A 13,370-nucleotide genomic window follows, 5' to 3' on the forward strand; every position below is an offset into this window, starting at 1 on the left:
GTTACCCTGAGGACCCGTGGCAACCAGTAGCAGCTATGACCTGATCGTCGTCGGCTCCGGATTCTTCGGCCTCACCGTCGCCGAGCGGGCCGCGACGCAGCTGGGCAAACGGGTCCTCGTGCTCGACCGGCGCGACCACCTCGGTGGCAACGCGTACTCCGAAGCCGAGCCGACGACCGGCATCGAGATCCACAAGTACGGGGCACACCTGTTCCACACGTCCAACGAGCGGGTGTGGGAGTACGTCAACCAGTTCACCGACTTCACCGGCTATCAGCACCGGGTGTTCGCGCTGCACAACGGGCAGGCCTACCAGTTCCCGATGGGTCTCGGGCTGGTCAGCCAGTTCTTCGGCCGCTACTTCAGTCCCGACGAGGCGCGGAAGCTGATCGCCGAGCAGGCCAGCGAGATCGAGACCGCCGAGGCGCGCAACCTCGAGGAGAAGGCGATCAGCCTGATCGGCCGCCCGTTGTACGAGGCGTTCATCAAGCACTACACCGCCAAGCAGTGGCAGACCGATCCCAAAGAACTGCCCGCGGGCAACATCACCCGGCTTCCGGTCCGCTACACCTTCGACAACCGCTACTTCAACGACACCTACGAGGGTCTACCGGTCGACGGTTACACCGCGTGGCTCGAGAACATGGCGGCCGACGACCGCATCGAGGTGCGCCTGTCCACCGACTGGTTCGACGTCCGTGAGCAATTGCGCGCGGACAGTCCCGACGCCCCGATCGTCTACACCGGCCCCGTGGACCGTTACTTCGAGTACTCGGCCGGCCGACTCGGCTGGCGCACACTCGATTTCGAGACCGAGGTGCTCGACACCGGCGACTTCCAGGGCACACCGGTGATGAACTACAACGACGCCGACGTCCCGTTCACCCGGATCCACGAGTTCCGGCATTTCCATCCCGAGCGGAACTCCTACCCCGACGACAAGACGGTCATCATGCGGGAGTTCAGCCGGTTCGCCGAGAACGACGACGAGCCGTACTACCCGATCAACACACCCGAGGACCGGGCGATGCTGACCACCTACCGTGACCTCGCCCGCACCGAGACCGCAAGTGCCGGAGTGTTGTTCGGCGGTCGCCTGGGCACCTATCAGTACCTCGACATGCACATGGCGATCGCGAGTGCGCTCACCATGTTCGACAACACCCTGGCACCGCATCTGCGTGATGGTGCGCCGCTGGTGGCCGACCCCGCAGGAGCCGAATAGATGACGGTGACTCCCGTGAACCAATCCGACATCCCCGACGCCGGAGTGGGGCCGTCGAAGGCGAAATCGCTTCTGCAGCGGGTGATCTTCCCGCGCGCAGGCGAACCCCTCGACGTCCGGTCGCTGTACGTCGTGGAGTCCGAGAGCAACAACCGCCGGGCGCACGCCCCCAGCCGGACCTCGGTGCTCCTCGGTGCCGAGTCCGAGGTGAGCTTCGAGACCTACTTCAACGCCTTCGCCGCGGCCTACTGGCGCCGCTGGAGCATCCTCGACTCCGTGGTGCTCCGCGTCGAGGTGATCGGCACCTGCCGCGTCGACCTGTACCGCTCCAAGATCGACGGGTCGCGTATCGGCATCGGCGGTGACCTCGTGGACACCGACGAAACCGGCCGCGGCGTAGTCGAATTCGAGCTGGACCTCGGCCCCTTCGAAGACGGCGGCTGGATCTGGTTCGACGTCACCACCGACACCGACACCGAGATCGTCTCCGCCGGTTGGTACGCGCCCATCGAGGCGCCGACCCCGGACGCGGAGACCAAGCGCGTCACGGTGGGCATCCCGACCTTCAACCGACCCATCGACGCGGTGAACGCGTTGGCCGCGTTGACCTCCGACCCGATGGTCGACGAGGTGATCGACGCGGTGATGATGCCCGACCAGGGCACCAAGAAGGTCATCGACGAACCCGGTTACACCGAGGCCGCAGCCGCTCTCGGCGACCGGCTGCACATCTTCGACCAGGGCAACCTCGGCGGCTCCGGCGGATACGCGCGCATCATGTACGAGGCGCTGCGGCTCACCGACTCGCCCTACGTCCTCTACATGGACGACGACATCGCGATCGAACCCGACTCGATCCTGCGGGCGCTGGCCATGTCGCGATTCGCGAAGGCGCCCATGCTCGTCGGCGGTCAGATGCTGAACCTGCAGGACCGCAGTCACCTCCACTGCATGGGTGAGGTCATCCGGCGCGACACCTTCATGTGGACCGCGGCGCCGTTCGTCGAGTACGACCACAACTTCTCCAAACACCCACTGCGCGACCGCGAGAACTCGAAGAACCTGCACCGGCGGATCGACGTCGAGGGCAACGGTTGGTGGATGTGCATGATCCCGCGCGAATGTGCGGAGCAGATCGGCCTCCCGATGCCCCTGTTCATCAAGTGGGACGACTGGGAGTTCGCACTCCGCGCGTCGAAGGCCGGTTACCCCACCGCCACCGTGCCGGGTATCGCGATCTGGCACATGGCCTGGAGCGACAAGGACGACGCGATCGACTGGCAGGCGTACTTCCACCTGCGCAACCGGCTCGTCGTCGCTTCGATCCACCACGACGGTCCCATCAAGGGGATCGTCCGGTCGATGACCAAGGCGACCGCGAAACACCTCCTCTGCCTGGAGTATTCGACGGTCGCGATCCAGAACGAGGCGATCCGGGACTTCCTCGCCGGACCCGATCACATCCGCAGTCTGCTGCCCACCGCGCTGCCGAAGGTCGCGCAGATGCGCAAGCAGTATCCGGACGCGGTCGTCCTCCCCTCGGCGACCGAGCTGCCGCGGACCTCGGGCGAGGCAACGCATCTCGGGACCTCGATACCGCTGAACCCGATCAGCAAGATCAAGGCGCTGACCGCCGCGGTGGTGAACAATGTCCGCCCGGCCGATCCCCGGCATCACGAGGTGCCGCAGGCCAACTTCCCTCCGATCGAGGCGCGATGGTTCTCCCTCGGACGGGTCGACGGTGTCACGGTCACCACCGCCGACGGCCGCGGCGTCGTCTACCGGCAGCGCGACCGCGAGAAGATGATCGAGCTCGCCCGGGAACATTTCGCCCTCGTGAAGGAATTGCAGGACAAGTTCCCGGAGATGAAGCAGCAGTACAGGTCCGCACACCGCGACCTGACGTCGAAGGAGAGCTGGGCGGGTGTCTTCGGAATCTGATGGTCCGGTGATCGGCAGCGGGGGCGACACGGTCCTGGAGGACCGTGCGGAGACGGGGAAGGTCCCGGCCGACGACACCCCGCGTCCCCTGAACGGCGAGGAGAAGGCGCTGGTCGCCATCCAGGCCGGGCTCGGCGCCCGCCCGGGCGTCCGCCCGGCCGCGCGCGGACTGTCGCACGTGGGCGAGCACGCGCTGGGCTGGCTCGCGATCTCGGGGACCGGTTGGGCCCTGGCCCGCCGCCGCGGTGACGTACGGGCGCAACAGCTCTGGCTCGAGGCGGGAGTGGGCGCCTTCGGCGCGCACGCCGCGTCGGTGATCATCAAGCGGATCGTGCGCCGCCCGCGGCCCGCACACCCGGCGATCGCCATCGGGGTGTCGACGCCGAGCAAACTGAGTTTCCCGTCCTCACACGCCACCTCGACCACCGCGGCCGCGATCCTCATCGGCCGCGCCGCCGGCTGGGACCCGAAGGTGCTGCCCGCTGTGCTGGTCCCGCCGATGCTGCTGTCCCGACTGGTGCTGGGCGTGCACTACCCGACCGACGTCACCGCGGGTGCCGCGATCGGTGCCGCGAGCGCAGCGGCGGTCATCGTGGGCGATAAGGTGCTGCTCGAACCCACCCGGAATGACCAGGAGTCCGGACGTGCCCGCCGCGCGGCGCGCGTCCTGGCCCGGCTCGGCCTGACGGCCGCGGTCCCCGGCGGGACGCTGCGTCTTGCCGCGTCCCCCGTCATCGCGCGGGTGACACGACACAGGGAGAGTGCATGAGCGAGGAGCCGATCGAGCACGGGAAGGTTCTCGGACCGCCGAAGAACCTGACGTCCGGGCTGATCAAGGCCGTCCGGCCGCGGCAGTGGGTCAAGAACGTCCTGGTGCTCGCCGCTCCGCTCGCCGCGGGCAACATCACCGACGTCTCGGTGCTGGGCTCCGCCGGTATCGCCTTCGTCGCCTTCTGCCTCGCCGCGTCGAGCATCTACCTGGTCAACGACGCGATGGACGTCGAGTCCGACCGCAACCACCCGACCAAGCGGTTCCGGCCGATCGCGGCCGGCGTCGTCCCGGTGACCCTGGCCTATGTCCTCGCCGCCGTCCTCCTCGTCGGCTCGATCGGCATCGCGTTCCTCGCCAACTGGCAGACGGCCGTCGTCATCGCCATCTACCTGGTGATCCAGCTCGGCTACTGCTTCGGCCTGAAGAACCAGGCCGTCATCGACATCTGCATCGTGTCGTCGGGCTTCCTGCTGCGCGCCATCGCCGGTGGTGTCGCCGCCGAGATCGTGCTGTCGCAGTGGTTCCTGCTCGTGATGGCCTTCGGGTCGCTCTTCATGGCGGCGGGTAAGCGCTACGCCGAACTCCAGCTCGCCGAACGCACGGGCGCCAAGATCCGTAAGGCCCTCGAGTACTACACGACCACCTACCTGCGCTTCGTGTGGACCCTGTCGGCGACTGCGGTCGTGATCTTCTACGGCTTGTGGGCCTTCGACAAGGGCTCCGACCACGACACCAACGTCGCGTACGCCATCTCGATGGTGCCGTTCACCGTGGCGATCCTCCGTTACGCCGTCGACGTCGACGGGGGTGCCGCGGGCGAGCCCGAGGAGATCGCGCTCGGCGATCGTGTCCTGCAGCTGCTCGCCGTGGCGTGGCTGGTGTGTGTGGGTGTCGCGGTCTATGCAGTCAATTGATGAGTCGCCAACCGGATTCCGGGCGCTGACGACCGGCCGCACCAAGGTCGCGGCCGTCAGTTTCGTCGTCGGGGCCGCCGTCGTCACGACGTTCTTCGCGATCGGTGCGTGGCAGCGCCGGTGGATCGCCGACGACGGACTCATCGTCCTGCGGACGCTGCGCAACCTCTTCGCCGGCAACGGTCCGGTCTTCAACGCCGGTGAGCGGGTGGAGGCGAACACCTCGACCGCCTGGACCTACCTGCTGTGGTTCTGGGCGTGGCTCACCGACGGTCAACTCGAGTACGTCGCGCTCTGGGTGGCGCTGGTCTGCTCGGTCGCCGCGATCCCGATCGCGATGTACGGCAGCGCGCGACTGTTCGGGACACGCATCGGCGGGCTCACCGGCGACGGCTGGACCCTGCTGCTGCCGTTCGGCGCGGTCATCTACATCGCCATTCCGCCCGCGCGCGACTTCGCCACGAGCGGGCTCGAGAACGGACTCTGCATCTTCTGGGCGGCCGTCCTGTGGTGCCAGCTCGTCGCCTGGGCGCAGCGCGGCGCGCGCACGAACCGCGGGAGCGCGGCGGCCACGCTCGTACTCGCCTTCACCGCCGGTCTGGCGCCGCTGATCCGGCCCGAACTGGCGATCCTCGGCGGCCTCGTGCTGCTGCTGGTGTTCTTCGCGCCACTCGGCTGGAAGATGCGTCTGGGCGTCGTCGTGGTTGCGGGGACCCTGCCGGTCGGCTACCAGATCTTCCGCATGGGCTACTACGCCCTGCTGGTTCCCAATCCCGCGGTCGCGAAGGACGCCAGCGGTGCCAAGTGGGACCAGGGCTTCGCCTATCTGACCAATCTCTTCGGCCCGTACGTGCTCGTGCTGCCGGTCGTCCTGGCGGCGGTGGCCGGGGTCCTGCTGGTCGTCGGCGGCCGCATGCGGTCGAAGAGGGCCGACGTCACGGGTGCCGACGCGACCGCGGATTCGGTTGACGCAACGGCCGACTCGACGACGGACACCCGGTCGTCGCGCCTCGCCGGATGGTCGCGCCGGCTGCAGTCCTCGACCGCGGTCGTGTCCGTCGTGGTCCTCGCCGGCATCGTGCTGATCGTCTACTGGATGCGTCAGGGCGGCGACTTCATGCACGGCCGGGTGCTGCTCGTTCCGGTCTTCATCACCCTGTTGCCCTTGATGGTCGTGCCGGTGACGATTCCCGCCCACGTCGGTGCGGCGTTCCGTCGCCGGCCGTCGACGGACTCCGAGTCCGTGATCTCCGACCCGGTGGACGACGCGGCTCCGGCGCCCGAATTCAGCCCCGCCGACCGCCGGCGCGCGCGGGCCCAACTGGTCGGCGCGGTGGCCATGAGCGCCATGTGGATCACCGTCGTGGTGTGGGCGGTCTCCACCCACGCCAACGTGCTGCCGAACGCGGGCATCGACATCGGCCGCAGCGGCATCGTCGACGAGCGCCGCTTCTACGTCACCAACATGGGCAACGAGAATCCCGTGACCGCCGAGGATTACCTCGACTACCCGCGCATGAGCGCGATGGTCGAGAAGATCGACGAGTACCGCGAGGACGGCGGCGTCATCCTGCCGTCGTTCAACTACGACGAGTGGTACGTGGCGCAACTTCCCGCCGTGATGCCGAAGGGTGCCGAGCGGCAGGTGACCGTCTACTTCCTCAACCTCGGCATGACGAGCATGAACGCCCCGCTGGATGTGCGCGTCATCGACCAGATGGGTCTGGCGTACCCGCTCGCCGCGCACACCGAGCGTCTCGAGGACGGCCGTATCGGCCACGACAAGATCCTGCCGAGCGAGTGGGTCGTCGCCGAGGCCGGGGCATACCCGCGCCGCCCCGTGCTGCCCGGTTATCTCGACGAGGACCTGGTCCGTCAGGCCCAGGTGGCGCTGCAGTGCCCGGAGACCAAGGACCGGTTCGCCTCGTTCGAGGCACCGTGGTCCTTCGACCGCTTCAAGCACAACCTGCGTCAGGCGTTCACCTTCAACAGCTACCGCATCCAGCGTGAGCCGGAGTACGAGATCCAGCGCTGCGGCCTGGAGATGCCACCGCCGGTGAACCCACGCTAGTGACGCGCGCCCGGGCGCGGCACCCAACCACACGACACCAAGAGAATCCCGAGAAAACGCGGGGTCGAACCTGTGGAGTTGCCGTCGAACATCTCGGATCGGTAACGTCCCCGTGGGCGCGGCCGATAGAAAGGTCGTGACTGAGGCGTTCTGAACTGCTGGGACGCCGAAGTGACGGGGGTTGTGATCGCGATCACATGGTTTGTCACGTTCGGGGGCATCGAATAGGCTCGCCGACGGTGAATCGCATGCGAGAACGACTCGTGAACGACGTCGCGCCGCGCAATGAGCCGGGGGACGAAAAATGTGTGACGCACAATGACCGGTAGGCCACCGGGGACCATGAGTTCCGGCCGATCGGCTGAAGAGGGAGATTCTGTACATGCGTGAAGCTGCCACCGAGGCGCCGAGGCCTGCGCGCAACCGGATGAGCAACCGGTTGATCGCCGCTTTCGTCGCCATCCTGACAGTTGTGGGACTGACCGGTGTCGTCGCCGGCCAGGCCAACGCCCGGATCGGCGGAACGCAGGTCGGCAAGCAGGAGTTCTGGGTCAACGGCTGCGGGATGCCGAACGTCAAGGTCCGCGCCTGGAAGAAGCCCGGCAACTACAAGACCGTCATCCTCCTCGACGGCATGCGCGCCCAGTACGACTACAGCGGCTGGGAGATCAACACCAACGTCCAGGAGATGGTGAAGTCCGGCGTCAACGTCGTCGAGCCCATCGGTGGACCCGCGAGCTTCTACACGGACTGGGACGCACCCAGCAACTTCAACCGGCAGCCCTACCGGTACCGGTGGAACTGCGTCATCAGTCGGACCCTGATCAGCGCGCTCGACGCCCGCGGCTTCCGCGTCGGACCGTCGAAGCGCTACGCCATCATGGGCCTGTCCATGGGTGGTAACGCCGCACTGGTCCTCGGTGCCCAGAACCGTCAGCACTTCGACCGCGCCGGCTCGCTTTCGGGCTACAACTTCCTGAGCGCTCCCGGCATGCGTACCGCGCTGCGCCTGGCGATGCTCGACGTCGACCCGAAGCCGTGGAACATCGACGCGATGTGGGGCCCGCCGTGGAGCATCCGCTGGTTCCAGAACGATCCCTTCTGGAACATCGGCCTGATGCGCGGCATGAAGGTGTTCGTCGGTTCCGGTAACGGTCTGTTCGGCCGCTACAACGCACTGCCCAACGTGTTCGACGACCTGTTCAAGGGTTCGACCCTCGAGCTGCTCGCCTTCACACAGTCCAAGGCCTTCGAGGCCGCGGCCTTCGTCCAGGGCGTCCCGCTGATGACCTACTACGCCAACGGCACCCACGCCTGGGGCTACTGGCAGGACATGATCTGGAACGCCAAGAACCGCGGGTTCTTCCGCTGATCTGACATCGCCGGTCCGCCGGCCACACGACGCCCCGCCCGGGTTTCCGGGCGGGGCGTCGTCGTGCGTGGGCGCGCCCTGCTCTGAGGTCCACGCTGAAAACCACCCTCCAGAGGGGCTCCAACGCCCTACAGTCCGCCGCCCCTGTATGGAGGGTGGTTTCCAGCGGGCGTCCGACCCCACAGATATCAACTGTCACACAAATCCCACGTGTCACAGCGTGGCGTGCGGACAGGCCTCGCTGCGGCGTGTAAGAAACTCCTGAGGCGTTTGATACTCATGAGGCACGTGTGACTGACGGGGAATCGGTCACGACGCTGCGGGCGCCGGCGTACAGGGGCGAAGGAGTTCTGGAGAGTGATGCGGCGAAACAGTGGTACAGGCAGGGTCGACGCGCGACCGGCTGACGCAGGACAGGGTGACGCGCGCCCGGCCGGTCGTCGGGCGACTCTTCGCCCGGTGACGGCCGCCGTGGTCGCGCTGGCGACCGCCGCGGTGCTCGTCATCGGCAACGGTCTCGCCGGCGCCGAGCCCGCTCCGGCCCCGCCTGCCCCCGCGGCCCCGCCCGCGCCGCCGGCGTCGCCGAGCGCTCCGGCGCCCGCGCCACCGAGCTCGCGCGCCCCGGTCGCTCCGGCGTCGGTGCCGGCCGCCCAGCCGGCGAGGGTGACGAACACCTACTGGTACACCGACCGGCGCGTGGCCCTGTGGGTCTACTCGCCGGCGATGAACACCAACATCCAGGTGCAGATCCTGCTGGCCCGTGACTGGCACGCGAAGCCGAAGGAGAAGTTCCCGCAGCTGACGATGCTCGACGGCCTGCGCGCGCAGGACGATCAGAGCGGCTGGATCATCAACACCAAGATCGTCGACTTCTACAAGGACAAGAACGTCAACGTCATCCTGCCGATAGGTGGTGAGTCGAGCTTCTACACCGACTGGAAGGAACCTGACCGCGGCAAGAACTACAAGTGGGAGACGTTCCTCATGCGGGAACTGCCGCCCATTCTGGAGAACGATTGGCGCTCCACGGACGTCCGCGGCATCGAGGGCCTGTCGATGGGTGGCTCCGCGGCCATGATGCTGGCCGCGCGCAATCCCGGCTTCTATAAGTTCGCGGCGTCGTTCTCGGGGATCCTGCAGCTGAGTTCGTTCGGCATGCCGCAGGCCATCCAGTTCGCGGTGCGCGACGGTGGCGGCTACGACTCGATGAAGATGTTCGGCCCGCCCTCCGATCCGGCGTGGAAAGAGCACGACCCCTATCTGATGGTCGACAAACTGCAGGGCACGAGCCTGTACGTCTCGTCGGGCAACGGCATGGTCGGGCCGCACGACAAGCCGTCGGACATCCCGATGCTCGCGACCAACTATTCCGGCGTCGGACTCGAGATGCTGAGCCGCGTGACCTCGCAACAGTTCGCGATCCAGTTGAACCGCAGGGGGATTCCGGGCCAGGCGAACTATCGGCCGTCGGGCACCCACACCTGGCCGTACTGGGAGTTCGAGATGATGCAGGCGTGGCCGCAGGCCGCCGCGGCACTCGGACTGTCGCGCGACGCGGTCGCATGCCGCGTCGACGGCGCCTTCCGCAAGGTCTGGGACGCCAACAAGGCGACGCTCGGGGGCTGCCTCACCCCGTCGTACCCGGTTGCCGGTGGCAAGGCACAGGACTTCGCCGGCGGACGCATGTTCACCGGCCCGAAGGGTCCGAAGATCGTCACCGGCGCGATCGGTGGCGCCTACGTCGCCGCCGGTGGACCGAGCGGACGTCTCGGCAAGCCGACGACCGACGAACTCCCGACCCGCGACGGCAAGGGCCGCGTCAACCACTTCGAGCACGGCCGGATCACCTGGACGGCGAAGGACGGCACCAAGGTCCTGAAGTGACGGTCAGACGGAGGGGACGGGGCGCCGACGGCGCCCCAACCTCGACCCCACGTGTGTACGGCCTGAAACTTCGCTGAGGAATCGGACCGTTACCGCAGGTGGTGCTGGTGCGGCGGCCGGAACGGCCCCGCGCGGACGGTAGCCTGACGTGGTGTGCGATGCAGGGTGCCCCTGCGTTGCGATCGGCCGTAGGCCGGACGTGAGTGTCGCCGGACGAGACCGTCCGGCGGTGCGTTGATCTCGACCCGAAAGGTTCGGCAGGAAGTGGCGATGACAACGAAGTGTGTGCGGCTGGTGCTGGCCGTGACGGGCCTCGCTCTCGCGCTCGGGTCCGTGTCGGCCTGCGCCGATGACTCGACGGCCAGTGCGCCGATCACCAACAACCCGGTCACGACGACATCGCTGTACTCGGCCGCTCCCTCGACGAGCGCGTCGCAGGGTTCCACATCCGAGGAGACCACCCCGTCCACGCCCGGCGGCACGTCGGAGCTGCCGGCGACCGAACCGAACCCCAGCACGAAGGTCCCGGCCAGCTTTCCCGGACCCAGCGGACAGCCGCTCGACGACAAGGCCCGCGCGTATCTCGCCGCGTTGAAGCAGCAGGACGTCACGTTCATGGGTGACAACGACAATTCAGTGGCCCTGACGATGGCGAAGTACGTCTGTGGTGCCAAGCAGAAGGGCACCGACCCGAGCATGGTGAAGGCCTTCGTCACCGCCTCCGTGGGTCCGGGGGCGGACAACGTCGAGGAAGCGAACTCGAAGGCCGACAAGGTCATCCGCGCGGCCGAACAGCACTACTGCTGACGTGGCCGCTCGACGCAACGCCGCGGGCCGCACCCGGAAGGGTCCCGTCCGGCGGCTCGGCGCCTTCGCGCTGCTCCTCCTCGCGCTCGCGGTCATCGCGATCGTGCTCATCGTCGTGCTGGTCCTGGTGTGGCTGGCACCGGGGCCCGCGCCGATCGGCCCCGGCGGGCCGTCGACGACCCCGCCGTCGAAGGAACGGCCGGATGCACAGCCGGCGGACTGTCCGGACGTCCTGACCGTCGTCGTGCCCGGGACCTGGGAGTCCAGCGCCGACGACGATCCGTACGCGCCGTCGGCGAATCCGAACTCGTTGATGCTGCGCGTGTCGCGTGCCCTCTCGAATGACTTCGACTCGTCCCGCAGCGAGATCTACACCGTTCCCTACACGGCGCAGTTCCGGAATCCGACCAACCTCGCCGACCGGCAGGCCGACTACAACGTGTCACGCACGCAGGGATACAAGCGCGCGGCGGGCAAGATCATCTCCACCAACGAACGCTGCCCGCTGACGAGCTACGTGATCATGGGATTCAGTCAGGGTGCGGTCATCGCCGGCGATCTGGCCAGCAACATCGGCAACGGCCGGGGCGTCCTCGAGGACGGTGACCAGGATCTCGTGCTGGGCGTCGGGCTGATCGCCGACGGTCGGCGCCAACCGGGTGAGCAGAACGACATCGAGCCGAGCCCGAACGGCGTGGGCGCCGAGATCGCGCTCGGCGGCATGGGCAACCTCGTTCCCGGCATCTCCATGACCGGCCCGCGCACCGGCGGTTTCGGCGACCTCCGTGACCGGGTTCAATCCATCTGCGCCCCGGGCGATCTCATCTGTGACTCGCCGACGATCGTCAACCCGCTGGCGGCGGTGTCGAAGCTGGCGAACGCGGCGTCGAATCCCGTCCACGCGATGTACGCGACCACCCGCTACTGGGAGAACGACGGTCAGACCGCGACCCAGTGGATGTACGACTGGTCCAAGGATCTCATCGAGGGCGCACCCCAGCCGAAGCACAACTGACCGGCAACCTGCCGGTCACGGCTGGCCGGATAGAAGCGTCTCCAGACGCGACTCACCCGACCGCCCGCATCGTCGAACTAACCGGCCGGTAACCTCTTCTCGCGGCTGCGGCCGATTCGTTTGGCGGCGCCGTCACGCTGCATTAACGTGTTGGGCTGGCCCGAGGAACACCGCAGTGCGCCGCAGACGCCGCACGCGACCTCACCAGCCGGCGATCACGATGAGAGGACAGCGATGACGCAACCCCCGAGCGATGCCGGTGCCACCTCGGCCGGATTGCGGAAGTTCCGCTTCGGCGCGGGTGGTGAGGGCAACAAGGACGAGGGCGGTGCCCGCAAGTTCGTCAAGCTGGCGCAGACGGCCGAGGAATACGGCTACGACACCTTCGCGGTGCCCGACCACCTCGGCAACCAGGTCGGTCCGCTCGCGGCCCTCGGCGCGCTGACGCAGGCCACCAGCACGATCCGCCTCGCGACCTCGGTGCTGGCCAACGGCTGGCGTCATCCCGCCCTCCTCGCCAAGGAGGCCAACACGATCGACGTCCTGAGCAGGGGACGACTCGAGTTGGGCATCGGCGCCGGATGGATGAAAGAGGAGTTCGACAAGGCCGGCATCGAATTCGAGTCGCCCGGCGTCCGGATCCGTCGCCTCGACGAGGCGCTGACCGTCCTCGACGGCCTGATGCGCGGGGAGACGGTGAACTTCGACGGCGAGTTCTATCAGATCAACGGCCTCGAGGGCAGTCCACGGCCGCGGCAGGGACCGCGTCCGCCGATCGCCGTCGGCGGCGGCGGACCCAAGATGCTCGCCCTGGCCGCCAAGCACGCCGACATCATCTCCGTCGCGCCCGGCACCACCACCGACGGCAAGATGAAGCTGTCCGACATGACCATCGAGAAGACCGCCGAGCGTGTCGGCCGGATCCGGCAGGTCGCCGGCGACCGGTTCGACGAGCTCGAACTGAACTGGACGATCGCTGTCATCGTCATCACCGACGATCGGGTCGCCACCGCCGAGATGGCGCTGAAGGCGCTCGAACAGGGCTATCCGCCCAACATCGCGCACGACACCGAGTTCACCGTCGACGACGTGCTGACCTCGCCGTACATCGCGATCGGGAGCTTCGACGAGATCGCCGACCAGATCCGGGAGGTGCGCCGCCGCACCACCATGTCCTACGTAGGGGTGTTCCCCACGCAGATGGATGCTTTTGCGCCCGTGCTGGCGCAATTGAAGGGGGAGTAGGATGGCCGACGGTCTCGCGAGTCAACAGCGAGGTGACGGGTCGGTGAACCCGGGGGCGCGCGTCGAAGGGCGACGCGCGCTCATGCGAAGCCGAGCATGACGAACGCGAGTTTTTTCGTTGGGT

Annotated in this window: 10 protein-coding genes; all 10 read left to right on the forward strand. The window is 67.5% G+C overall.

All coding sequences use genetic code 11. From position 1 onward, the window contains the following. The first annotated feature begins 16 nt into the window (after nt 1-16). A complete protein-coding gene (glf, locus tag GR168_RS01450; protein WP_159369818.1) occupies nt 17-1,225 on the forward strand; it encodes a UDP-galactopyranose mutase in 1,209 nt (402 codons plus the stop codon). After that, on the forward strand, nt 1,226-3,166 hold the full coding sequence (locus GR168_RS01455) for a glycosyltransferase (RefSeq protein ID WP_159369819.1): 1,941 nt from the start codon (nt 1,226-1,228) through the stop codon (nt 3,164-3,166). A 34-nt stretch (nt 3,167-3,200) separates the two neighbouring features. Then, complete coding sequence (locus tag GR168_RS01460; protein WP_165630746.1) at nt 3,201-3,935, forward strand: phosphatase PAP2 family protein; 735 nt, start codon at nt 3,201-3,203, stop codon at nt 3,933-3,935. After that, nucleotides 3,932-4,852 (forward strand): decaprenyl-phosphate phosphoribosyltransferase, encoded by a 921-nt coding sequence (locus GR168_RS01465; protein ID WP_159369820.1) that lies wholly within the window; start codon nt 3,932-3,934, stop codon nt 4,850-4,852. The genes GR168_RS01460 and GR168_RS01465 overlap by 4 nt, the downstream gene beginning before the upstream one ends. After that, nucleotides 4,839-6,923 (forward strand): flagellar motor control protein ZomB, encoded by a 2,085-nt coding sequence (gene zomB, locus GR168_RS01470; protein WP_159369821.1) that lies wholly within the window; start codon nt 4,839-4,841, stop codon nt 6,921-6,923. The genes GR168_RS01465 and zomB overlap by 14 nt, the downstream gene beginning before the upstream one ends. A gap of 382 nt (nt 6,924-7,305) precedes the next feature. Continuing rightward, on the forward strand, nt 7,306-8,295 hold the full coding sequence (locus GR168_RS01475) for an alpha/beta hydrolase family protein (RefSeq protein WP_004021369.1): 990 nt from the start codon (nt 7,306-7,308) through the stop codon (nt 8,293-8,295). Between the two features lie 360 nt (nt 8,296-8,655). Beyond that, complete coding sequence (locus GR168_RS01480) at nt 8,656-10,179, forward strand: alpha/beta hydrolase-fold protein (protein WP_159369822.1); 1,524 nt, start codon at nt 8,656-8,658, stop codon at nt 10,177-10,179. Nucleotides 10,180-10,449: 270 nt separating this feature from the next. Continuing rightward, entirely contained in the window at nt 10,450-10,986 is a 537-nt protein-coding gene (locus GR168_RS01485; protein WP_065631375.1) for a DUF732 domain-containing protein, read from the forward strand. A gap of 1 nt (nt 10,987) precedes the next feature. Beyond that, nucleotides 10,988-12,001 carry a cutinase family protein gene (locus GR168_RS01490; protein ID WP_068970994.1) on the forward strand — a complete coding sequence of 338 codons (1,014 nt, stop codon included), beginning with the start codon at nt 10,988-10,990 and terminating at the stop codon, nt 11,999-12,001. 234 nt (nt 12,002-12,235) lie between these two features. Next, nucleotides 12,236-13,246 (forward strand): LLM class F420-dependent oxidoreductase, encoded by a 1,011-nt coding sequence (locus GR168_RS01495; protein WP_159369823.1) that lies wholly within the window; start codon nt 12,236-12,238, stop codon nt 13,244-13,246. The last annotated feature ends 124 nt before the right edge of the window (nt 13,247-13,370 follow it).

This window comes from Gordonia sp. JH63 (genome assembly GCF_009856645.1).
Taxonomy (GTDB): domain Bacteria; phylum Actinomycetota; class Actinomycetes; order Mycobacteriales; family Mycobacteriaceae; genus Gordonia; species Gordonia hongkongensis.

Bases quoted from the DNA above. Each gene is read 5' to 3' on its own strand.
- GR168_RS01455 (WP_159369819.1), top strand. From the start codon at position 1,226: ATGACGGTGACTCCCGTGAACCAATCCGACATCCCCGACGCCGGAGTG.
- GR168_RS01465 (WP_159369820.1), top strand. From the start codon at position 3,932: ATGAGCGAGGAGCCGATCGAGCACGGGAAGGTTCTCGGACCGCCGAAG.
- zomB (WP_159369821.1), top strand. From the start codon at position 4,839: ATGCAGTCAATTGATGAGTCGCCAACCGGATTCCGGGCGCTGACGACC.
- GR168_RS01475 (WP_004021369.1), top strand. From the start codon at position 7,306: ATGCGTGAAGCTGCCACCGAGGCGCCGAGGCCTGCGCGCAACCGGATG.
- GR168_RS01480 (WP_159369822.1), top strand. From the start codon at position 8,656: ATGCGGCGAAACAGTGGTACAGGCAGGGTCGACGCGCGACCGGCTGAC.
- GR168_RS01485 (WP_065631375.1), top strand. From the start codon at position 10,450: ATGACAACGAAGTGTGTGCGGCTGGTGCTGGCCGTGACGGGCCTCGCT.
- GR168_RS01495 (WP_159369823.1), top strand. From the start codon at position 12,236: ATGACGCAACCCCCGAGCGATGCCGGTGCCACCTCGGCCGGATTGCGG.